General features: G+C 61.7%; 19 protein-coding genes and 2 pseudogenes. 10 read left to right on the top strand and 11 right to left on the bottom strand.

What is annotated here, in order from left to right:
• Positions 1–286 (top strand): plasmid pRiA4b ORF-3 family protein (locus tag EYW47_RS39965; protein WP_240764133.1); only part of this gene is annotated, 286 nt, incomplete at its 5' end.
• 585 nt (positions 287–871) lie between these two features.
• Here the strand turns inward: EYW47_RS39965 and EYW47_RS39960 are convergent.
• Positions 872–2,590: a hypothetical protein gene (locus tag EYW47_RS39960; RefSeq protein ID WP_133200302.1), complete on the bottom strand. Its 1,719-nt coding sequence runs from the start codon at positions 2,588–2,590 to the stop codon at positions 872–874.
• Positions 2,591–2,999: 409 nt separating this feature from the next.
• On the opposite strand from EYW47_RS39960, the pseudogene EYW47_RS39955 reads away from it, so the two are divergent.
• Positions 3,000–3,797, top strand: a pseudogene (locus tag EYW47_RS39955) (IS5 family transposase).
• 165 nt (positions 3,798–3,962) lie between these two features.
• On the opposite strand, the pseudogene EYW47_RS39950 reads toward EYW47_RS39955, so the two are convergent.
• Together EYW47_RS39950 and EYW47_RS39945 are read right to left on the bottom strand one after the other, a co-directional pair.
• A pseudogene (locus EYW47_RS39950) lies at positions 3,963–4,294 on the bottom strand (carboxymuconolactone decarboxylase family protein); the annotation flags it as partial.
• A 129-nt stretch (positions 4,295–4,423) separates the two neighbouring features.
• A complete protein-coding gene (locus EYW47_RS39945) occupies positions 4,424–5,383 on the bottom strand; it encodes a GlxA family transcriptional regulator (RefSeq protein ID WP_133200305.1) in 960 nt (319 codons plus the stop codon).
• Positions 5,384–5,490: 107 nt separating this feature from the next.
• Between EYW47_RS39945 and EYW47_RS39940 the strand changes: the two genes are divergently transcribed.
• From EYW47_RS39940 to EYW47_RS39930, 3 genes are all read left to right on the top strand, one after another.
• Positions 5,491–5,796 (top strand): putative quinol monooxygenase, encoded by a 306-nt coding sequence (locus EYW47_RS39940; protein ID WP_133200301.1) that lies wholly within the window; start codon positions 5,491–5,493, stop codon positions 5,794–5,796.
• A gap of 31 nt (positions 5,797–5,827) precedes the next feature.
• Positions 5,828–6,589 (top strand): alpha/beta fold hydrolase, encoded by a 762-nt coding sequence (locus EYW47_RS39935; RefSeq protein ID WP_240764132.1) that lies wholly within the window; start codon positions 5,828–5,830, stop codon positions 6,587–6,589.
• 110 nt (positions 6,590–6,699) lie between these two features.
• A complete protein-coding gene (locus tag EYW47_RS39930) occupies positions 6,700–8,424 on the top strand; it encodes a cytochrome c biogenesis protein DipZ (protein ID WP_133200300.1) in 1,725 nt (574 codons plus the stop codon).
• A gap of 183 nt (positions 8,425–8,607) precedes the next feature.
• On the opposite strand, the gene EYW47_RS39925 is transcribed toward EYW47_RS39930, so the two are convergent.
• Positions 8,608–8,742 (bottom strand): DUF3563 family protein, encoded by a 135-nt coding sequence (locus EYW47_RS39925; RefSeq protein ID WP_133200299.1) that lies wholly within the window; start codon positions 8,740–8,742, stop codon positions 8,608–8,610.
• Between the two features lie 193 nt (positions 8,743–8,935).
• On the opposite strand from EYW47_RS39925, the gene EYW47_RS39920 reads away from it, so the two are divergent.
• Entirely contained in the window at positions 8,936–9,838 is a 903-nt protein-coding gene (locus EYW47_RS39920) for a LysR family transcriptional regulator (RefSeq protein ID WP_133200298.1), read from the top strand.
• 122 nt (positions 9,839–9,960) lie between these two features.
• Here the strand turns inward: EYW47_RS39920 and EYW47_RS39915 are convergent, their stop codons facing one another.
• The 5 genes from EYW47_RS39915 to EYW47_RS39895 all read right to left on the bottom strand — a co-directional run bounded on the left by EYW47_RS39915 (position 9,961) and on the right by EYW47_RS39895 (position 16,091).
• On the bottom strand, positions 9,961–11,238 hold the full coding sequence (locus EYW47_RS39915) for a hypothetical protein (protein ID WP_133200297.1): 1,278 nt from the start codon (positions 11,236–11,238) through the stop codon (positions 9,961–9,963).
• A complete protein-coding gene (locus EYW47_RS39910) occupies positions 11,225–12,544 on the bottom strand; it encodes a hypothetical protein (protein WP_133200296.1) in 1,320 nt (439 codons plus the stop codon). The genes EYW47_RS39915 and EYW47_RS39910 overlap by 14 nt, the downstream gene beginning before the upstream one ends.
• Before the next feature lie 32 nt (positions 12,545–12,576).
• Entirely contained in the window at positions 12,577–13,836 is a 1,260-nt protein-coding gene (locus tag EYW47_RS39905; RefSeq protein ID WP_133200295.1) for a hypothetical protein, read from the bottom strand.
• A gap of 44 nt (positions 13,837–13,880) precedes the next feature.
• Positions 13,881–14,519, bottom strand: a complete 639-nt coding sequence (locus EYW47_RS39900) for an NADPH-dependent F420 reductase (RefSeq protein WP_133200294.1) — start codon at positions 14,517–14,519, stop codon at positions 13,881–13,883.
• A 105-nt stretch (positions 14,520–14,624) separates the two neighbouring features.
• Entirely contained in the window at positions 14,625–16,091 is a 1,467-nt protein-coding gene (locus EYW47_RS39895) for an aldehyde dehydrogenase family protein (RefSeq protein WP_133200293.1), read from the bottom strand.
• A gap of 213 nt (positions 16,092–16,304) precedes the next feature.
• On the opposite strand from EYW47_RS39895, the gene EYW47_RS39890 reads away from it, so the two are divergent.
• The 3 genes from EYW47_RS39890 to EYW47_RS39880 all read left to right on the top strand — a co-directional run bounded on the left by EYW47_RS39890 (position 16,305) and on the right by EYW47_RS39880 (position 18,533).
• Positions 16,305–16,763, top strand: a complete 459-nt coding sequence (locus EYW47_RS39890) for a nuclear transport factor 2 family protein (protein ID WP_205710250.1) — start codon at positions 16,305–16,307, stop codon at positions 16,761–16,763.
• Between the two features lie 111 nt (positions 16,764–16,874).
• Complete coding sequence (locus EYW47_RS39885; RefSeq protein ID WP_133200292.1) at positions 16,875–17,786, top strand: LysR family transcriptional regulator; 912 nt, start codon at positions 16,875–16,877, stop codon at positions 17,784–17,786.
• 66 nt (positions 17,787–17,852) lie between these two features.
• Positions 17,853–18,533: a queuosine precursor transporter gene (locus EYW47_RS39880; protein WP_133200291.1), complete on the top strand. Its 681-nt coding sequence runs from the start codon at positions 17,853–17,855 to the stop codon at positions 18,531–18,533.
• 14 nt (positions 18,534–18,547) lie between these two features.
• Here EYW47_RS39880 and EYW47_RS39875 read toward each other — a convergent pair whose 3' ends face one another.
• Complete coding sequence (locus tag EYW47_RS39875) at positions 18,548–19,459, bottom strand: LysR family transcriptional regulator (protein ID WP_133200290.1); 912 nt, start codon at positions 19,457–19,459, stop codon at positions 18,548–18,550.
• Between the two features lie 633 nt (positions 19,460–20,092).
• Between EYW47_RS39875 and EYW47_RS39865 the strand changes: the two genes are divergently transcribed.
• On the top strand, positions 20,093–20,500 hold the full coding sequence (locus tag EYW47_RS39865; RefSeq protein ID WP_133200289.1) for a zinc-binding dehydrogenase: 408 nt from the start codon (positions 20,093–20,095) through the stop codon (positions 20,498–20,500).
• A gap of 301 nt (positions 20,501–20,801) precedes the next feature.
• Here the strand turns inward: EYW47_RS39865 and EYW47_RS39860 are convergent, their stop codons facing one another.
• Positions 20,802–21,545: a Gfo/Idh/MocA family protein gene (locus tag EYW47_RS39860; RefSeq protein WP_133200288.1), complete on the bottom strand. Its 744-nt coding sequence runs from the start codon at positions 21,543–21,545 to the stop codon at positions 20,802–20,804.
• Positions 21,546–21,641: the final 96 nt, after the last annotated feature.

Below are 21,641 nucleotides of genomic sequence, written 5' to 3'. Positions count from 1 at the left end.
GACGAAGATGAGTGAAGGAAGTGCTTACGGTGCCTCAATGGACTCCAATCCTGCCGTTCTCCAGTTGCGAATCAGTCTGCGCGGCGTCAGCCCGCCGGTCTGGCGGCGAGTGTTGATTTCCGGGCAAATCATGATTGCGCATTTGCATCAGGTGATGCAGCTCACGATGGGCTGGGGCGACGAACACCTGCACCGGTTCATCATCCACGGATGGCGTGGACATCGCGAGGGTGCCTTCCAATTCTTCGACGGCCCAGACACCCTGTCGTTGGCGGCGTTTAGCTAAGGCCGCAAGAGTTTGCGCAACTCGATCAACAGGGTCTTCCGAAGCCATTCGACTGCTCACCCAACGTGAGCGGCGGCCCCCGGAGCAGATGCTCAATATTGGCAATGCATCTGAATGAGCTCGTACTGATCGTCCGCTCGAAAATGTCATCGTTTTTGCAGCCGGGAAAGTAGCCGATAGCCAGATCGACCTTGCCTTGCTCTATGTCGGCTGACTAAGGTTGATATCGCACTCCGGGCGCAGCGCCAACCGCGCTTAGCGGCTGGAACTCCCTCATGGCCCCCTGGTCGCAGCGCACATGGCTTGCGGCAACCGCCTCGAGGGGCCCACATGGCCGATTGCCAGCGGGGTCCTCGAGATCCGGATGAGTGACGAGCGCATACGTGCCTGCGAGCCATCTCTGAGTGGGGGCGAAGCGCCACACCGGTTCGCCGAATTCTAGACGGCCTTCGCCAGGAAACCGCTCGCCATCCGGACCACGAATCGCAATCAGGGACTCCGCCGACAAACTGAGTGCAACATCGAGGTGTACCGCCCTGGGGATCCGGCAATCGGCGCGCATCGGATATTGCGAACGGACGAAGGCTATCCGGACCTCGCTGCGCGTGCCAAATGAACAAGCTGCTGCGTGCGTTGGTGACACTGATGACGTTGGGTGCGGCCGCCTCGAGTTTTGCGGCGAAGCCATCCGGGGTTGCCTATCCTTCGGGTTCTTCGGTGCCGGAAAACCTGTTGCGAATCGAACTGCGTTTCTCGGAGCCTTTGCACAGCCCTCTCGACATTAGCCACGTCAAGCTGTTCGACGCTAATGGCCGCGAGATCGCCAACGCTTTTCTCGACTTGCCATTGCCCGCGGACGATGGACGACAGGTCACCATTCTGATGGATCCTGCTCGAGTGAAGTCCGGCGTCGGTGCGAATCTCGCGCTTGGACGTGCGCTGCACCGGGGTTCGACGGTCACGCTGGTCGTCGACGACCCGGCGCTCGCGCAGCCGATCCGCAAGACCTGGCACGTCACAGCGTTCGACGCGAGTCCTCCGCAGCCGTCTCGATGGATTTTCGAGCCACCGCGTCTCGGAAGCCGTGAGCCCATCACGGTACCGGTAGTCGTCAAAGTCGTACTCGTTGACAAAGTCGCTAAGGCGCAAGAACGCGCCTACCCGGAACGATACCAACTCCATCACGCCCGATTCCAGGTTGCGACGCAGCGCGCCGAGGAACTGTGAATCTTGCAACTTCAGCTCCGCCACACCGGAGATGGGAATATAGGTAGACTTGAGGCCTTCGAGCGGCGCATTCGGCACATTGACCGGAGTACTGATGCCTGGCTTGGCGGCCGCTTCCGCGATTGCCGACACTGACATGAGGTCCGCTGACTTGTGCGAGTTGGTCAGCAGGACCATCGGCCCGTGGCCTGCGTCAAACGTCACCATGTCCACCGGATTGCTACCCCATCCCAGCTCGGCGATCGTCTTTCCAACGATGTGCGCGCCGTCCCTCAAATCCTTGAGTGGAATCGTGACGAGCGGGGTGCATGTGTAAGCAGCGAGCAGCGTCGGCTCGCCGTTTAAATCGACGATCGCCATCTTGCGGATAGGGGCGCGCGTTTCAACCTGGTTATGCACCGCATGGTACATCTCGACGCTGGTGACGCTCGCTGCATTGCCCGTGAAAGGGAAATCGTAGACACGCAGAGTCGAAGCGAAGGTGGCGCTCGACAGGCCAGCCACGTAAAGCTTGCCTTCGCGAGACACCATGTCGGTCACGGTAAAGCTCGCCTCCGGGATATCGCGCCACAGGCGCCTGCCAGAGAACGGAGGATTCCTGACAGTCGCCGATGCTTGAGACGCCTTCGCAAGATCGACAACGCTCACGTTGCCTGCAGAGTCGACCGCAACCAGGGCGGGAATCGGCGCAGCGCCGCTGCGTTCAACCGAAATGCCAATGTAGGCCAACTCAGCGCCAGGGCGAAACGCCATGCTCTTGAAGCGTAGCGTGTCCGGGGTCGTATGCAATGCATCGGCAATGGGCGCGGAGACGTTTTTAAGGTTGAACGCCTGCGGCGCTGCGCTGGCTACCGGCGGGAAATGCAGCGCCTGCAGCTCGTCACCGCGCCAGTCGGCAACCACGAGCGTCTGGGCGTCGATAAACGTCATCGTCCCGACGGATCTCACCGGTCCCGCCGACGCGCAGCAGGCGAACGTGGCAAGTACTGAAGCTAAGGCAGAACACAACCAACGCGATGAAATACGTGTAACCGAATAACTGGACATCGTTTTGTACTGCTTGAATTTTCGAAGCACGAAGCATTTCCTTGAGGGTCGGAAGCGTCCTCAGAATTGCGGTGTGAGTGAAGGCAATTACAGCGTCGGGCGAAGAAGAGAACAGGGCACCGGAAGCGGGCGCGCTTGCCCCGTTCACTGAGTTCGTGTCTCTACCATGCGCCAAATAGTGCACAGAAAGACTTCGATTGACGTACACCGTTTTCGACGGAGTCGTTCGAAAATGTGGAACGTGTTCCCGGTATCCGGCGCCGCGAGGTACGTGGAGGCATGTTACTTCGTACGTTCGCCTGTTCAATGCTGGACGCGATGTGAAAGTCCCTATGCCTCATTATCCGGATCGACCAGATTTCGTTGGCGCCTGGCTCGAATGCCTCCAGTGAAAGCTAGCGTGTTAGGCACTTTGAGCCGGACCTAGTAACCTGGCGGCATGAAAGAACGCAAGCCCTACCCGACAGATGTCTCGGATGAGGAATGGAGTTTCGCCGCTCCGTACCTGACCTTGATGAGCGAGGATGCGCCACAGCGCCGATACGAACTCCGCGAGATGTTCAACGCGCTGCGCTGGATGGCGCGAGCCGGAGCCTCCTGGCGCATGCTCCCGACAAACTTTCCGCCGCGGGAACTGGTGTACCAGCAAACACAACGCTGGTTGCTTCGAGGCGATGGTCAGTGATTTGCGTTCGGTGCTGCGCGTGGCTCAACAGCGTCAGGGACAGCCCAGCGCGGTCATTCTGGATGGACGCACGCTGCAGTCCACGTGCGAAAGCGGCCCGCGTGCGGGTTACGACGGGCATAAGCGCAAACGATGTAGCAAGGTTCATATGGCAGTTGACACACTGGGCCTCTTGCTCGCTGTTCACATCACGCCGGCCAACGAGCAAGAGCGTGCGCAGGTGGTTGAGCTCGCGCAACAGGTTCAGCATGCACCGGTCAGACGGTAAAACTTGCGTTCGCTGACCAGGGCTATACGGGCGACACCGCTGCGCAGGGCGCGCGTGAGGAAGGTATTGAGCTGCATGTCATCAAGTTGCCCGAAGCGAAGAAAGGTTTCGTGCTGTTGCCCTGCCGCTGGGTGGTCGAGCGCAGCTTCGGCTGGCTCAATCGCTTCAGGCGTCTGGCGCGCGACTACGAACGCTTGCCCGAAACCTTGGCCGGTCTGCACTTTGTCGTCTTCGCCATGCTCATGCTCGTTCATGCTGGACCAATTATGCAAAGTACGCTCTAGAGTTTTCAGGAGTCGACCACAACACTCGACACTGACCACGACATAATTGATCGCGTCGCTGCCCTCGCGCCCGACACGGCCGCCCGTGCATTGCTGCACCAGCGCGCCAAGGTCGGTGAAGCGACCCAGAGCCGACACGCAGGTGAGCGCTACATCGCTACACAGTCAGGCCACGGCCGGGAAATCGAGCGTCGTATCGTTCACGCGGTTCACGAGATTCGTGAACGTGATCGACGTGATGGCGAGTGCGATCTCCACGATCTGGCGTTCCGTGGAGCCTGCCTCGCGAATCGCATTCACCTCGGCTTCGGCCACCGTGCCGTGCGTACGCACCAGCACGCGACGCAATGCACCAGCGCGTCGCGCTTCGCGTCGCCGGTTGCGTCACCCGCACGAATCTGCTTCATCCCTTCGGGCGTGAAGCCCGCGGCCTTGCCCGCCAGCGTGTGCGCAGCGACACAGTAGTCGCAGCCGGCCACTTCGCTCACGGACATCTGAAAACGGCTTTGACAGGGCAGCACGTCCGTGCGGTCGAGCCCATTCCGGAGCCCCTCGCTTCAACTGACAAATTCTCCAGTGGGACCGCTTGAGCGCTGCCACCGCCATACGCCAATAGTCGAATAGACTCACGAAGCCCGCAACTCACGGACCCCCTTACCTAGCCGGCGTCGCAGTAGCGTGCGCAACGTGACGCCGTCCGCGTAGCCGACCTGCCCGGCGATGCGCTCCACGCTGTCCTTGCTCGTTTTCAGCAGATGAACGGCGCGCTCGATCCGCAGATCCTGGATGTATTCGACAGGCGTTTTACCGAGCACTTCGTTCAAACGTCGCGTCAAGGTCCGCTTGCTCGTCGCCAGGGCGTCCGCAGCGTCGTCGAGTGCGATTGCCGTGTCGAGGTGTTCGCGCACCCAGCGGTCGAAACGTTGGACGATCGGGTCTGAATGGGAGAGGTGATCGGAGATCGCAAAGGTGGATTGCGACGGCCGCGAATCGAATACGAGGTACCTGGCCACAAGCGCCGCAAGCTCGGGACTGCTGTTGCGGATCAGCCAGAGCGCAAGGTCCAGATGGCTGAGAGCCGCCCCCGCCGTCACCGTGCTGCCGCTGGGCACGACAATGCGATGCGCGTCCAACTGCACCTTGGGATAACGCTGACGGAACACCGGCGAGAGCCACCAGGTGGTCGTGGCTTCGTGCCCGTTGAGCAAGCCACTTTCGGCCAGTACGAAGGTGCCCGTGCAGGCGGCTCCAATCTGGGCGCCCCCACCGTGCCACGAGCGTAATGCATCTAGCGCATCAATCACGTCGGCACGTCCGAGCGACGGCACGAGCAGGTCCGTCGTCGTCCGGTTGAGCGCCGGTACGACGACCCAATCCGGGACAGGCGCGTCTGTCACATCGCAGACGGGAACCTGCAGCCCGAGCGCGGTGCGCACTTCTGGGCGCATCCCGGCCACAGTGATTTCGAAATCCGGTATGGCCATCCCCGTCGCGCGGGCGAGCTCGTTGGCTGTCGTCAAGGCATCGAGCACCGTAGCGAGGCCGGTATCGAACACGCCCTCCAGGGCGAGAACAAAAATCCGCATGGCAGGATCGATATCAAAATTGTCGATTGAGACAGTGTTCTCCAACACGCCGCGTTTGTAAAGTGCGCTCATCGCGTGGCCCCTCACGCGGACACTGGAGAACGCAGATGATCAAGCACGCTTTATTTGTCAGACTTGAAGCCAAGCCCGGAAAGGAGCAGGCGGTAGCGGACTTTCTCGCTGGCGGCCTGGAAATGACGAATCAGGAGGCAACAACGCCGATCTGGTTCGCCCTGCGGCTGTCGCCGAATACGTTCGGGGTCTTCGACGCCTTTGCGAGCGAGGAAGATCGACAGGCGCACCTTGCCGGCAACATGGCTCAAAGCCTGATGGCGCGAGTCGACGAGATGCTGGCACGCCCGCCAGCGGTCGAGCCGTTCGACGTGCTGGCCATGAAGAACGCACTGGCCTGACACCCCTGTACATGAGTAAGCGCAAGTAATTGTGGAGATTAAAATGTTTGTACTGCGAAAGATTATTCTTGGTGCCGCCCTGGCTGCCTTGGGTAGCACGGTGGCTCACGCCGCGGCTGGAGCGGCGGCAAAAGATATCGTCATTGTTCACGGCGCGCTCGTGGACGGCTCGGGCTGGCGCGGCGTCTACGACATCCTGTCGAAGGACGGCTACCACGTGAGTATCGTGCAGGAGCCGCTTACCAGCCTCGACGAGGACGTCGACGCAACCAAACGCGTCATCGATCAGCAGCAGGGCCCTGTCGTGCTGGTCGGCCACAGCTATGGCGGTACCGTGATCACGGATGCCGGCGCCGACCCGAAGGTGAGCGCACTTGTCTATGTAGCCGCCCTCCAACCCGACAAGGGCGAAGCCAGCGGCCAGCTGTTGCAGAAGTTTGCCGCGCCAAACGATGCCATGCGCGCCTCGCCGGACAAATACCTCTCTATCCCGCCGGCGAAATTCCGCGAGACCTATGCGCAGGATCTCCCGCCTTCAGAAGCGCAATTCCTGGCGGACTCGCAGCAGCCACTCGCGCAGAAAGCCGTGGCAGCCCCTGTGCCTGTCGCGGCATGGCGAAGCAAGCCCAGCTACGCGGTGCTGACCACCGAGGATCATGTCGTGAGCCCCCAGCTTCAGCGCTGGATGTATCAACGCTCGGGCGCGAGAGTTACCGAAGTGAACGCGGGACACGCTGTCTATATCGCGCATCCGGACGCGGTCGCTCGAGTCATCGAGGCTGCCGCAAAGTAGACCCGCGTAGACGCCAGGACGCGCCGGCCGCAGCCTCGCGCACACCGGGGACATGACCCGGGCGCGAGGCCGCTCGAACGCACCATGAATCCACCACGGAAGTCGCTCCCATGCTCCTGCTACTGATCCTTGCTTACCTGGGCGGGGTACTTACCATTCTGAGCCCCTGCATCCTGCCCGTGCTGCCTTTCGTATTCGCGCGTGCGGACCGGCCGTTTGCGCGCAATGGATTGCCCATGCTGGCCGGCATGGCGCTGACCTTCGCCGCAGTTGCCACACTGGCCGCTCTCGGCGGCGGCTGGGCCGTCCACGCGAATCAGTATGGCCGCATCGTGGCCCTCGCGGTGCTTGCCGTGCTCGGCCTGACCCTGCTTTCGAATCGCGTCGCCGAATGGATCACCCACCCGTTCGTGACGCTCGGCAATACGCTCACCGAGCGCAGTGGGGGCGAAAGCGATTCCGTGCTCTCGGCGGCGGGCCTGGGCGTGGCCACCGGGCTGCTGTGGGCGCCCTGCGCAGGCCCCGTGCTGGGCCTGCTGCTCACGGGTGCAGCCTTGAACGGTGCCAGCCTCAATACCACCTTCCTGCTGCTCACCTACGCGGCCGGCGCAGCAACGTCGCTCGCGCTGGCCCTGCTGATTGGTGGGCGCGTCTTCGCCGCCATGAAGCGCTCGCTTGGCGCCGGCGACCTGGTGCGCCGCACGTTGGGCGTGCTGGTGCTCACGGGGGTGGCCGCCATTGCGCTCGGGCTCGATACTCACCTGCTGACACGGGTGTCGCTGGCAAGCACCAGCGCAATCGAACAGAAGTTGATCGATGCGGTACGTTTCGTTGGCCCCTTGCAGGCCGCTGCCAGAGCCGCGGGCCCGCTGCCGGTGGAAGGCGAGCTACCCTCTCTCGCCGGCGCCACGTGGTGGCTCAACAGCCCGCCGCTCACCGCACAGTCGCTGCGCGGCAAGGTTGTGCTGGTCGACTTCTGGACCTACTCGTGCATCAATTGCATCCGTGCGCTGCCCTACTTGCGCGGCTGGGCCGACAAATACAAGGATCACGGCCTCGTGGTGATCGGCGTGCACGCGCCCGAGTTCGCCTTCGAGAAGGATCCGCAAAACGTCGCGCGAGCCGTGAAGGACTTGGGCGTTGACTACCCGGTCGCACTCGACAACGACTACGTCATCTGGAAGGCGTTCGGCAACGAATACTGGCCCGCGCACTACTTCATCGACCCGCAGGGGCATATCCGTCACCACCATTTTGGGGAAGGCGGCTACAAGGAGACCGAGGACGTGATCCGCAGGATGCTTGCCGATGCCGGCCAGAAGGACTTGCCGGGCGGCTACGTCCAGCCAGACGCCCAGGGCGCACAGGCGGCAGCCTCAGGCGATGCCGCGCGTTCGCCTGAAACGTACGTGGGCTATGCACGCGCAGAGAACTTCGCCGGTGGCGAGCTGGCGCACGATGAGCCCAGGACATATCGCGTGCCCGGCACACTGATGGCCAACCAATGGGCGCTCGACGGACGCTGGTCGGTGGGCGACGGCTATGCGCGGCTCGAGCGCGCCGATGGACGTATCGTCTATCGCTTCCATGGCCGTGACCTGCATCTGGTGCTGGGGCCCGGTCACAACGGCAAGCCTGTGCGTTTTCGCGTGCTGATCGACGGCAAGGCACCCGGCGCCGACCGTGGCATGGACATCGACGCAGGCGGAAACGGCATGGTGAACGAACAGCGCCTCTACCAACTCGTGCGGCTGGCCAATGGAATCGGTGAACACACCATTGAAATCACGTTCCTCGACCCCGGTGTGCAGGCGTACGCGTTCACGTTCGGCTGACCTCAAAAGTATGATTGCAGCGCGCCGCGTCGGTGGCCGTCGAGCGCTATCCGGAACGAGAGCGGCGACGTACACGAGTGCCTTGACCTTGTCGTCGCTATGACGAATGGGAGATATCGTCGGTGACCACAAGGATTGATGCGCGTACTGTTTGTTCCATTGATCGCCGAAGCCCTGCCGCGGTCAGCAGCTTTCCAGCGCGCGCATGCGGCGTTCGAGCTCGGCAAGGTCTCGCGCGCCCGCAAGATACTCATCATTGCGGCGTTGTTCGGCGCGCTCGAACCAGCCGCCAATCCATGTGAAGAGGAAGGCAAACATAATAATCTCCAAGAAGTTGCTGACAAGTGACGCTGGCCGGACGCGGCGCTACCGATGTGTCCTGCGGCTGCTCTTTGGCGCTGTTCGACGATTCAATCGTAGGCGGCAAATATGCTTACGTATACTTATCGTTTTTCAAGTAATACATTAGTATTTTTGTTGAATCAAACTGCTCTTTCGGGAGGTACGTACTTTGGAGGTCGGTCGACTGCGGGCGCTCCTGGAGCTGGCGCGGTGTGGCACCATGGCCGCCGCCGCTGAAGCTCTGTCCCTGACGCCCTCTGCGGTGTCACAGCAGATCGCACAACTGGAAGAGGAGGCCGGCGTCAAGCTTACGGAGCGCGACGGCCGCAGGGTCAGGCTTACTCCCGCCGGCCACGCGCTGGTGGAGTACGCAGAACGGATTATGGTTGTGCTGGACGAGGCTCGCTCGGAAATGGCAGAGCTTAGGCGTGAGATAGCCGGCGAGCTGCGCGTCGCTGCGTTTCCGTCGATCGCTTCGGTTGTACTCCCCGACACGGTCAAGGCGCTGCAGCTCACGTTTCCGCGCCTGGAAATCGCAATTGAAGAGTTGGAGGCGATTGACGGGGTCGCGGCACTTCGGTCCTGGAGAACGGACGTCGCGTTGATTGACGATCTTTCAATTGTGGCGGGCGATAATCGGGAAAACGTCGCGGTTGTGCCACTGGCCGAGGATATCTGGTACGTGACAGTCTCAACTGACCATCCGCTGAGCAAAAAGCCATCGCTTAGCCTGGCCGATCTCAGGCACGAAACCTGGGCAATCGAATCGAGGGGGGGCCCCTTGGGCAGCTACGTCACAGATTTGTGTCGCCGCGCCGGCTACGAGCCTCGGACCAACGCCAAATGCCGCGGATCCGAGATGATCGAAGCGATGGTGGCGTCCGGCTGCTCGGTGTCAATCGTCCCCGGACTCAGGATGTTACGATCGCCGCCCGGCGTAGCATGGGTAAAACTGAGGCCAGAGGTTCGGCGCAAAATCTACGTTGCTTATCGCCGCGGTGAGCGCAACCATCCAATGGTCAAAGTATTCGTCGAAGCCATCGTTCGGACGGCATCGAAACTCCTCGGTTAGCTCAATCGCGATGATTGCGCCGCCAAGCGTCCGTTAGTCGATGCGGAACCGACGTTCGAGTGACTGTCTTACCGCTGGCCAATCGCCACACGCGCGTCAATCGACGGCAACCCCGCTTTCGTTCACGCTCTTGCGCCATCCTCAATCAGGTTGACACTTAATCGGCGAATCGAAGAGGTGCCGGGTGGAGCAAGGGGCCTAGCAAACGCAGCGGGGTCAAGTGGTCCGCTGACCCGGAATGTGATCAAGCAGTCTGCGGTCTCGACGGTCAAATCAGTTCCGGGTCGAAGCGGTCTGTCAAACGCCGCAAGTACGCGATTGCCGCAGACATCTTCAAGATACGACGCAACGCAAATGGAGTAGCGCCCTGCGGCCCAGGGCGACACAGGCGCAAAGCTCCATCGTCTCTCGCCCCGATCGATCGAGATTCGGCCCGCGAGCGCCGATCCGCCCTCCGGAGCAACCGCAATCGCATGCGAGAGCAACGCCCAATCCAGCGGTGTGGAAAACAGGATCACCAGAGGTTGGCGGCTCTTCGCGACAGGCGCCAGGATCTTCCAGTGCGCGACTGCAATGGGCTCGCGAACCGCCGCCTCGACCGAGAACGGCTTGTAGAAGCTATTGCGTAACATACGACCGCACGCGTCGACCATCTCCGAACCGATGGCCAGCACGTACCGCTGCCCGGCTTTCAGCGGCGGGCCCAATTCGCGATTGGGGCCGACCCAGCGCTTCAATCTGCCAGGATCCAGCAGGACAGTCAGGCACCGCATGCTCCTGTCCCAGAGTTCGAGCGGAGGCCGATAAAGAACGTCGGGCGTTGGCCGTCCGTCGGGACCGAGGAGCCGGATCTGTTCCTCCGCCCGACCGCGTTGCATCGATCTCGAGAAACATATGTAGAAGCGCAGCAGGTTTTCCGGCAGCACGTCTGCCGAAGGAAAAACACCGATCACGGAGGCCGGCTCAACAGCGGCTGGGTTCGCAAGCGAGAATTCGAGCGTTAGCACGTCCTGGTACCCGGCGCGGGAGAGCGGCCGGGGATCAAAACTCGCGCGATAGCGAACGCCCGATTCGAACGGAAAACACGGACTGAATCGAAGCCCGTCCGCCAGAATTTGATAGCCGCCAGGCACATTCGGAAGATCGTCACAGCGCCTCAAATCCGGGTCGATGACATTCACCCGGAGCACAGACTGCAGCAGGCAGTCCGACTTTCGATGTTCATCTAGCAATACGGCAAAGTCAGGATCGAGGTTGTGAACGTCAACGCAGGCCGTCCCGTGCTCTCCCCTATCGTAATCGACCCGCAATGTTGGCTGGAGCGTCACCTGAATCCCCCACTCAATCTCTTTTCGCGATGCCCCCGCGTGGCTGCCCGACAAGCGGCTATGCGTGGTCAATCTCGTTGCGATGGTCCCGATAGTGGAAAGGATCCGGACCATCAGGCCAGTTCATTTCCGCCATGCCCAACCTGCGGTCGAAGAAGTACGGGACCATCAGGGTGCCGACGTCCAGTCGATACGACGTCTTTGGGTGCCGCCAGATGGCGACGGCCCAGTTTGGATCGAGGATCGCGAGATGTTCCGCCCGAATCGGCAGATCGCGCTGCGTGCGTCCGAGGCCGCCCGGTCCAAAATCGATCGGCCCGCCGGTCGGCTCCGGTTTCGCAGATGCCAGTTCGGCAGCCTCGATGCGTGAAGCACTGCGTACGTCGATGGTGACCAGCAGATACTCCTTGTGATCGAAAGGATCGGTATAGATCAGCATGTCCAGCGGATTGGCCCCATAGCCCAACTCGCCGATCGTATCCCCGCGCACGTGAGCGCCGTCCTTCAATTCGTCAAGATCAAAACGGACGAGCGGCGTGCAACCGTATACGGCAAACAGGTAGGGCTTGCCTTGCATCTCACGGATCAGTTGCCGAATGATGGGGGCGCGCGTTTCGAACTCGCCGTGCGTCGGATGCCAGATCTCGACGGTGCAGGTCGCCTGGCGCGAGTTGAACGGGTACGGGATTCGGTACAGCGTGGAAGCGAACCTCTGATTCGAGATGCCGGTCACGAAGACCTCGCCGTTGTAGTACTTGACGTCCGTGATCGCATATACCCGCTGCGGTTCGAATTCGAGCATCGCCTTGCGGTCCGGCTCGTTCGGAATCGCGACTTGCGTGTGCGCGATGCGGTCGAGCTCGAGGACCTCCAGCTTGCCGTGATTGACCTTCACGATTGCAGGTATGGCATCAGGTCCCCTGCCGCGCGCGACCGAGATGAAGATCTGCCTGGACGGCTGATGGATCGCCATGTCGTTGACGACGATATGACCGATGGTCGTTCCGAAGAGCGCGGCAAGTTTCTGATCGAGCCCAACGACCAGGTCGCGGCCCTCGAAATTCTGAAAATTGCCCACCTCCACATCGGATTGTGAGGTCAGATCCGATTCCCCGAGCACGAACGCATGGACGGCCGCACCCGTGATATCGCCAACGAAGAGAACATTGCCGGGACCGAACTCAAGGGCGCCTGCCGATCGGAGCGGGCCGGCGGAGCGCGGCGAAGCGGATCGTTGCGCTTCGGCTGTGGCATTTTCGTGCCCGCCCATTGCCTGGCCGGACAATGCAAGCATGAGCGCCGACGTTGAGCCAGCCCGAAGGAACGCTCGCCGCGACCGACAGTTCGTTGCCAGCACAACCTCTTTCATGTGGTCCATGGCGATCCCTCGCTGTAGCATTGACTTCGGTTCTAGATCGCTTCGAATCCACCGCCGGCGGCCACCAATCCCCCGCCAATCTCAAGCGTATCGATCGCACCGTGCAGCTCCAGGGGATTCACGCTGCCGCCATGCGTGATCAGCCCACCGGCGATCGCGATCTTTTGCGCCGATCCCCCGGGCTTGATGCTGAGGGCCGTCGCTGCAAGCCGGATAACGACCCCTTTGACCAGCGAATCGCCCGTGCCGCCCCACGTTTCAATACCTCGACGTACCACGATCTCGCCGACGCGCTGGCTGATCTGGATACCCACTGCGCCGTCCGCATGCGTGACGACACGCTCGAATTCTGCCGACCGCACGGTGCCGGCGTAGACATTGAAGCCACGCGACCCCTGGCCGAACGTTTCGACCAACGCGTTGAGTTCCAGCCGATCCACGGTGCCGAAGTTGACGAAGCCGATGGCGCTCGGCCCGTGGGACGTGACCTTCCCGTCGGCAATCCAGCGGTCGACGGCGCCCCAGTTGTCGAGCACCATGTCGTTCGGGCCGTACGTCGTGACCGGGCCTTGATTGCGCACGCTGGCGACGAAAGCGCCCGACACGACAAACACGCCGCCGGTGATGCGATTCGCGGTGCCAGGTGCTATTGCGCCGTCGCTGTGGACCGCGCCCGTCTCCAGACGATGGGCGACGACACGGCCCCCCGTATCCCCTGCACCGCTGACGAATATGCCGCTGCCGCGGACCGGCGCGCCGGCGCGGCCCGCCGACAGCCCAGTGAGGTCCGCCGTGATGGTCACAGCGCGGTCGTCGTGCTGATTCCAGAGCGTGAATGCGCCGGGAATAACTTCCACGCCATACCCCTTCGGCCGCTCCTCGCAGCCGCGCGCGTCCGCAGCCCGGACGTCGATATCGTGCGCCTCGACGTGGCCGCTACGCACCCGATCACGCGCCAGCAGTCGCACAACACCTTCAACCGTCAGGTTGCGCAGTACGAGCCGGCCGAGTCCGTCGACCGCTGTATCGTTGAAAATCGCACACCGATCGGGGTCGGCAAGAAGACTCAGGCCGTGGATCTCGTTGTCGGCCGTTAGCTCCAACCCATCGCTACCGGGTGCAAAGCGCAGGGCGGCTTGTGCGTCGATGCCGGTCAACGCCTGGCCAGGCGACAGGCGCAGCCCCGGAACGTCGGTAATCGGTGCGGAAATGACAATTTGCTGAACATGGTCGTCGTCGGCTGCCGCCCGCAATTCGGTAACCGTGGAAACCTGACGCGTTGCGATGTTCATGATGCAATGCTCCCCTGCCATCGGGTGCGACGTGTGCGGCCTGCTCAGACGAGCGACTCGGCCTCTTTGGCCGAGACCAGCTTCCCGAGCTCGCCGAATTCATGCAGATCGCCGCCGACCTCGATCCGCAATGACTGGTCGATGCGGCCCACGCTCACGGGTGAGAATCCACTCGCAGCAATGAGTCTTGCGACGATCTCCCCGGCCTCCGGATCATCGGCCGCATAGAACAGTACCGCCCGCTCCGGCGACCGGTTCGCAGCCGCCTCGAGCGATTCGGCACCCAGCGTGCCGAACGCTTTCACGAGTCGCGCCCGATCCGGCACAAGCTCAGAAATGAGTTGCCCGGACGATTGCTCCGCCGGAATCGTTTTCCTGAAGCCACCCTTTCCATCGGGGGCGATGGGGTTCGAAGGATCGACGATGATCTTTCCGGCAAGCGCGTCGCGATGCGTGGCCAGCAATTGCTTGATTGCGTCGAAGTAAATTGCAAGGATGACAACGTCCGCCTTCGCGATTGCCTCCTCGACCGTCATGGCTTCGGCACGGCTGCCCAGTTCGCGAGCCATCTTCTGCGCCGTCTCCAGTGTCTTTGCCGCGACGATAATCCTCTCACCGCCATTGATCAGATTTCTCGCCAACCGGGAGCCAATGTTCCCAAGGCCAATGATTGCGGTGTGCATGACGGGTGATCTCCTTTCCGTTCCCAATGTGGGCGACGGGTACGACCCAAGCGGCAAGCGTGCGTAGTGCGGCGCATGGCAAAGTGGTACAGGCGAAAGAGGCCGTCACCGATGCGTTGCACCCAGAGCGATCTCGTGAATGACCGTGCGATACTCGACGAAGTCGTCGATTGCGGACACGCCGTTCAGCCGGCCGAGACCACTCTGCTTGTAGCCGCCCTCTTCCGTTTCGTCGTAGACGATCGCCCAGTTGTTGATCCAGACGGTGCCGGCTTGCAACTGTCGCGCGATGCGTTGCGGGCGGTCCACGTCCGTGGACCAGACCGACGCCGCGAGCCCATACTGCGACTGGTTCGCCAGGGCAACCGCCTCGTCTTCGCTGTCGAAGGCCTGCATGACGAGGACCGGGCCGAACACCTCCTCCTGTGCGATCGGCATCGCCTGATCGTTGATCTCGAGAAGTGTCGGACGATAGAAAGCACCCCGCGCGAGCGGTCCATCCCTGAACGGACCACCTCGCACGACGACGGCGGCGCCGGCCGCGATCGCGGCCTCGACCATGCCCTCGACGCGGTCGACGTTCGCCAAATTGATCATCGGTCCCATGTCACTCGACGGATCCGCCGCCGGACCGACCTTGACCGCTTCCAACCGCGCGGCGAAGTACTCGCGCATGATATCCAGGATGGAACGGTGGACGAGAAGCCGGCTACCGGTCATGCAGAACTGCCCCGCGAAAACGGTCAGTGCCTTCTCGAGTTTGGGCAATGCCGCATCGAGATCGGCGTCCTCGAACAGCAGCATGGGTGTCTTGCCGCCGAGTTCGCCGCCGAAGCGCTTCATGTTCGCCGCGCAGGACGCCATGATCGCGCGTCCGGTCTTCGAGCTGCCGGTCAGACTGATGACCGGCACATCCGGAGAATCGATCAGCACCCGCGCACCGGCGCTATGGGCTTCGGTAAAGACATTCACGACGCCCGCGGGCAGGCTGGCGACTTCGCTGAAAACCTCGCACATCCGCGTGTTCGTCTGCGCGGTAAAGCCGGGAAGCTTGCCAACAGTCGTGCAGCCTGCGGCAAGCGCCGGCGCCAGCGAACGGATGAAGAGCACGACCGGCGAATTCCACGGTGCGATGATGCCTGCCACGCCTGCCGGTTCGCGCAGCGTCGTCGCGTAGCGTCCCGGCGCGGTTTCCACGGCGCGCCCGAAATCCGTGAGGGCCAAGGCAGCGTAGAAGCGCAGCTTGGACGGCACCATCGTCACTTCGAATTCGGCCTCGGCTCTGACCTTTCCGTTTTCGAGCATCAAGATCTCGACCAGATCGCGGGTCCGTGCCTCGAAGCGCTCCGCCATTTCGTTGAGCGCCTTTGCACGAAGACGACGGTTCTCGCGCCAGTCGGTATCGCTGAAGGCCTTGCGCGCGACGGCGATCGCTCGGGTTGCCATTGCGCCGGTCGCTTCGGTGTACGTGCCGATCGTCTCTCCACTTGCCGGATCGACGCTCTCGGCGACGTCCGGGGCATCCACCCACTCGCCGCCGATCCAATGCCGAGCTCGCAACTGAGAAGCCATATCACACTCCCTGCTGGCTGGCCGCCATCTCCGGAGGAACCAAAGACGCATCCATGTGCCGCGCGTTGTCCTGGATGGTAGGTAACCGCTCGTTTGACCGTTAGCGGACAATTCGGAAATCGGATTTCCAGATTTGGAAAGCCCGCGCGAGCAATGGTCTTTGTATGCTTGAGCATGTGCCTGAGACCAGGCGCTTGTCCGGGAGTCACCGCCATGCTCGCTCCGACAGAAGTGCTGTCCTCGTTACTGGAGAAGCCCACCGATATCGACCACGTCCGATCGCTTGTCACGCCCGACGTGACCTATGTTTCGCTGAATTACGAGAACGCCGACCTGAAGCGCATCATGCCTTGGGCCGGCACGTCTCGCGGCCCCGAGAGCATCGTCAAGACTTTCTTGGACGTCGGCAGATACTGGGAGACCCAATCCTTCGAACCCGAGGCGCTGTTCGGCTCCAGCGAATACGCGGCCATGTTTGGCCGGTTCACGTACCGATCGACTGTTTTGTCCAAAGTCGTCACGACGCCGTTCGCGGTGTTCGCAAAGGTCGAGCAAGGCCGTTGCACCTACCTCCAGTTCATGGAGGACACGTTCGCGACGGGCGCATCGTTCCGCAGCGGAGGAAGCTGGACGTTCCAAAGCAATCCGGACGGTGAGAAAGTCGTGATCTGAATGACGGGGCCGCAAACGAAGCCGTCTGCGGTTCGCCGCCTTGCTGCGGGCTCCTTGAGGCGGTAACCTGTATGCCGTCGCGCGGTGAGGACCGAATAGAGCGAAGCGGTGATGAAGGATCTGAATTCCCTGCTGATTTTCTCGAAGGTCGTCGAGGCGAGCAGCTTTTCGGAGGCGGCCAAGCATCTCAAGATGCCGGTTTCTTCCGTGAGCCGCCGTATCGCCGAACTCGAGAATCAACTAGGCGTGCGCTTGCTCGAGCGTTCGACACATCACCTCAGGCTCACGGACTTTGGTGCCGAGGTCTTCGAACTTGCGAGGCATGCCAGCGAGGTCAGCGAAGCGGTTGACAATGTCATTTCGAACCGGCTCCCGGAGGTGTCCGGCACCTTGCGGCTGTGTGCGCCGCCGAGCATCTCCGACTCGCTGATCGTTCCCGTCGTCGGCGCCTTTCAGCTGGCTTACCCCAACGTACGGGTCAAGGCCTTTATCACCGAACGCATCGTCGACCAGATCGCCGAGGACGTCGACATCGCCTTCAAGGTCGGAACCTGCACCGACGCAACGCTCGCCGCGCGCACGCTGCTGACCTACCGGCATCAGGTGGTCGCGAGTCCGAAGTACCTGGCGAACTGCCGCCACCCCGAAACGCCGAGAGATCTTCTCGAGCACCGGCTCTTCGCGTTCTCTTTCTGGAAACCGGACTATAGCTGGAGCTTCGTTCACGTCAACGGCCGGGATACCGAAACGGTTTCCTTTCAGCCCGTGGTCGCGATGAACGATTACACGGGTCTGATCGTGGCGCTGCTCGAAGGCTGCGGTATCGGCGAGTTGCCGCCCATCGTTCAGCCGGAACTCATGCGCGACAGGCAGCTCGTCGAGGTCATGCCGGACTGGCATCTGCCTGTGTTCGACCTCACGATCGCCAACCTGCGCGACCGGTATCTGCCGCGGCAGGTCCGCATCTTCAGGGACTTCGCCTCGCAGATGGTGCCTGGCCTCTTTGCGTCGCTGCCGGTCTGAACCGCGAAAATGAGGCGCTCCACGCGCAATCGGCACGTTGTCTAACGAATAGAACGGGGTGTCCCGATGCAACCTGCCGATGCAGCGCCTCGATACCTGGGTGTGCTCCTGGCGCTCAACGTGACCTTCCTGCTCGTGTCGGATTTCACCGGCTCGAGGATCATTGCCATTTTCGGCGTGGGTGTGTCCGTCACGGTTTTCTATTTTCCGTTTTCCTATCTGATCGGCGACGTGCTGACCGAGGTTTACGGCTACGCGCAATCCCGGCGCGTCATCTGGATTTCGATGTTCTGCTCGATCGCTGGATCCGGAATTGCCAAGGCCCAACTGCTGGTGCCGGCGGCGAGCTTCTTCGCCTACGACCCGGCGTTCCGGCATATCTTTTCGCCCGGCGTGAAGGTCTCGCTCGCTGGGTTGCTGGCCTTCTTCGCCGGCGACATATCCAACTCGTACGTGCTGGCGAAAATGAAAATCTGGGATCGGGGCAAGCGGCTGTGGGCGCGCTTCGCTTGCTCGACCCTTGTCGGCGAGGGCGTCAATACTGCGCTTTTCTACGGCATCGCGTTGCGCGGCGTGCTGCCCGGCGACCTTCTTATTCGAGCTATAGCCGTCGGGTGGGCAATCAAGGTGCTCGTCGAAATCGCCATGCTGCCAGTCTCATACCGGGTGGTCCGTCTGTTGAAGCAAGCGGAAAACCTCGATCACTACGACTACGGAACCAATTTCAATCCATTCATCATACGTTAGCTTGCCCAAGCGTTTTACTCCGGGAGATCCGGAAACAATACCGGCGCCATTTGAATGGCAAATTCCTTGAATAGCCTGCACGGCTTCGAAATGTGCCGGTTGCCCAGGTACAGGAGCGAAAGATCGAAGGTCTGGAGGTGCCAATGGGGCATCACCTCGACGAGCCTGCCCTCGCGGATCAGATCGGGCCGAACCACTGGAGACAGTTCACCAATGCCGCAACTGGACAACAGCATCGGCGCGAGGCCGGCAAAATCGTTCATCGCGAAGAAGGGCTGAAACGTGAGCGCCTGCTTTTCGCGGCTCGTCTCGTGAACGAAATACCAGCTGCAATCCGGCTTCCAGTGTGAGAACGCGAGCAGCCGGTGCTCGAGCAGATCCCGCGGCTTGCTGGGCACTCCGCAACGCTCGAGGTAGGCAGGGGTCGCCGCCAGTCGATGCCGATAAGCCAGGAGGCGCCTTGCGACCAGCGACGAGTCGCGTAATGTGCCGAAACGGAACACGAGGTCGACGCCATCCGCGATGTGTTCCACGTAGCGCTCGGTGACGAGCACCTGGAAACGCACGTTCGGATAGTGCTTCTGGAATTCGAGCACGAGCGGTGTCAGCAAGGTATCCGAAATGCTCGGCGGCGCCGAAAGACGCAAGACCCCGGACATGTCCGAGAGGTGATTGGAAACGACACACTCGATCGCCTCACCCAGTTCGACACTGCGCACGGCGTGCTCGTATACCTCCCTCCCGAGCTCTGTGAGGGCGAGGCTACGCGTGGAGCGTTCGAGGAGGCGCACGCCCAGCGCCTGCTCGAACTCCGCGATACGCCGGCTGACTGTGGAAACCGGCATGCCGAGCCGGCGAGCCGCCCCGGAAAGGCTGCCCGACTCGACCACCCTTGCGAAAATCACCAGCGCGTTCAGGTTCGCCATCGCTTTTCCATCACTGGAAAGACCATTGTGCGCTGCATTCCGGAAAAGCGACAAGGAGGCGCGCCAGCCGGCGGCCTGGCGGCGGATGCGTCGCGCAATGGCGCACCGATCTTCCCGGAAATGGAAAACGATTTCTCGCTTTGTCGGCTACCGGAAAATCCCGGCTACTATAACGTTCCCAACATGCAGCGAACGAGCTCAGATCAAACCCGTTTCAAAGGAGCGTGTCATGAAAGGGAAGATCGTTCTGGAGGAGCATCTGAGCACGCCGCTGAATAACGGACTTTGGGACGCCGCCTCGGAAGCCGCCCGAAACGGTAAGGCCTATATGGACGATGTCGAGTCGCGTTTGCTCGACGTCGACCGCCGTCTCGAGGAAGTGGACCGCAACGGAATCGACATTGCGATCCTCTCGCTCAAGTCTCCCGGCGCGCAGTCGATCATCGACCCTCGCGAGGCCATTGCGTTAGCACGCAAAACCAATGATGGAACAACAAGCGCACCTACTCGACGCGTGATCAGAGGATCGCTGGCTACAACGCACTCTTCAGGTATGCCAGTTTCTCCACCGTTTTCTCCTATGACGCGATCAACGTTTATGGCGATACCGCGGTCGTCCGCACGCACCATCATATGGGCGCTGCCGTCATTGATGCGGGCACGGTCACGCCGGAAATCGGCGAAGTCTCGCCTGGCGGCGTCGACAAGGTGCTGGAACTCCTCGGAACCACGACCTTGAAGGATTCGTTGCGCTGCGCCAAGCCAGGCGGCGTCGTGTGCATGACCGGCATCGTCGGCAATCAATGGGCGTTTGAAAACTTCGGCCCAATGGAAGTGATACCGAGCACCGTGCGGCTTACGATCCACGATGGCGGGGTCGGGGAATTCATGGTGACTCCATACAATGAACTGCTGGATCAGGTAACGTCAGGAACGTTCCGTATCCCGGTCGCTAAGGTAATTCGACTCGCGGATATCGTAGAAGCCCATCGGTGCATGGACGAAAACAGAGCCGGCGGGAAGATCGTTGTGCTGCCATGAAGGACGGCTTGATGAAGATTCCATTGAGCGATACGGGCCACGACCCTCTGCTTCGCGATGCGCGCACCGCTAGCGGTTGGCGGGATAGCCCCTTTTCCGGAAGGACACATCAAGTCGAATTTCCTTTGCAACCTCTGACACGGAGACGGCACATCGCTCTTTACGCGTGCGCGTCCCGACCGTCAGGACGCGGCACTTTCAACAGCCCGCCAGGCAGTCCCGCTTACGATGTGTGAACAAGAGGCGAGTCACCGCGACGGTTACATCGACTTCGACACACCTTTCCGACCTGCGCCGCCTCTCAGCGTCGCGGCGTCTGCCGCCCGCCTGTCGCCCCCGCACGATCGACCAGATCAATCAAGCGATGAATCCGCACAGCGTGGTCGAAGTTGGGTGTCATGTTCGCGCCACCTGTCAGGTCGTGCGCAAAGCTGGCATACAATTCGGCGACATTGATTGCGGGACCCTCGAGGCCCGGTGCGCCCTGCCGCGCTGGCTGCTCAAACGGCACGGACCCGCTCAGCGTGAGATCGCTCGCCTGCAGCCCGACCGGGTGGTTGCCGCCCATGACAAGTTCACCTTCGGTCCCCACGATCCTGAACTGGAACGCGCTACCCGGGGCACGACTTCCTGCGAGCTCGACGTTCAGCGCGCACCCGCTCACGAGCCGCGCGTGAATCAGCAGATGATCCGCAGTGCAGCGTGTAGCAGTCCCAGCAGGATTATCGAGCTGAACCTCTTTGAACATGATGGTTGGCAGTGCAGCCAGTTGGTCGATGCTGCCTAGCACGCTGATCGCCATATCGAGCGTATGCCCGCCGGCGACGCTGACCAAAGTCGTGCCGTTGGCGGGATCCAAGCTCCACGATTGCGTGGATGGCACGCGCGGACCAAAAGCAGAAATCGGACAATAGATGCTGGCCGCGAGCGGCCGCCCGATCGCCCCACTCTTCACGACCTCGGCTGCACGACGCACCGCAGGACTCATACGCCCCTGGAGTCCGATCGCGGTACGCACGCCGCCGCTGCCGGCCGCTTCGGCCATCCTGGTCGCTTCGTCCGTGTTCCGGCCCAACGGCTCTGATAATCATATAGTCGGCCTCGTGCCGTTCCGGTAGGACGGCTGGCGTAGAGTCAGGTT

This window comes from Paraburkholderia silviterrae (genome assembly GCF_004353915.1).
GTDB lineage: Bacteria > Pseudomonadota > Gammaproteobacteria > Burkholderiales > Burkholderiaceae > Paraburkholderia > Paraburkholderia silviterrae.
Note: the sequence above shows the minus strand (reverse complement) of the source record. Positions and strands in the feature narration are given on the sequence as shown.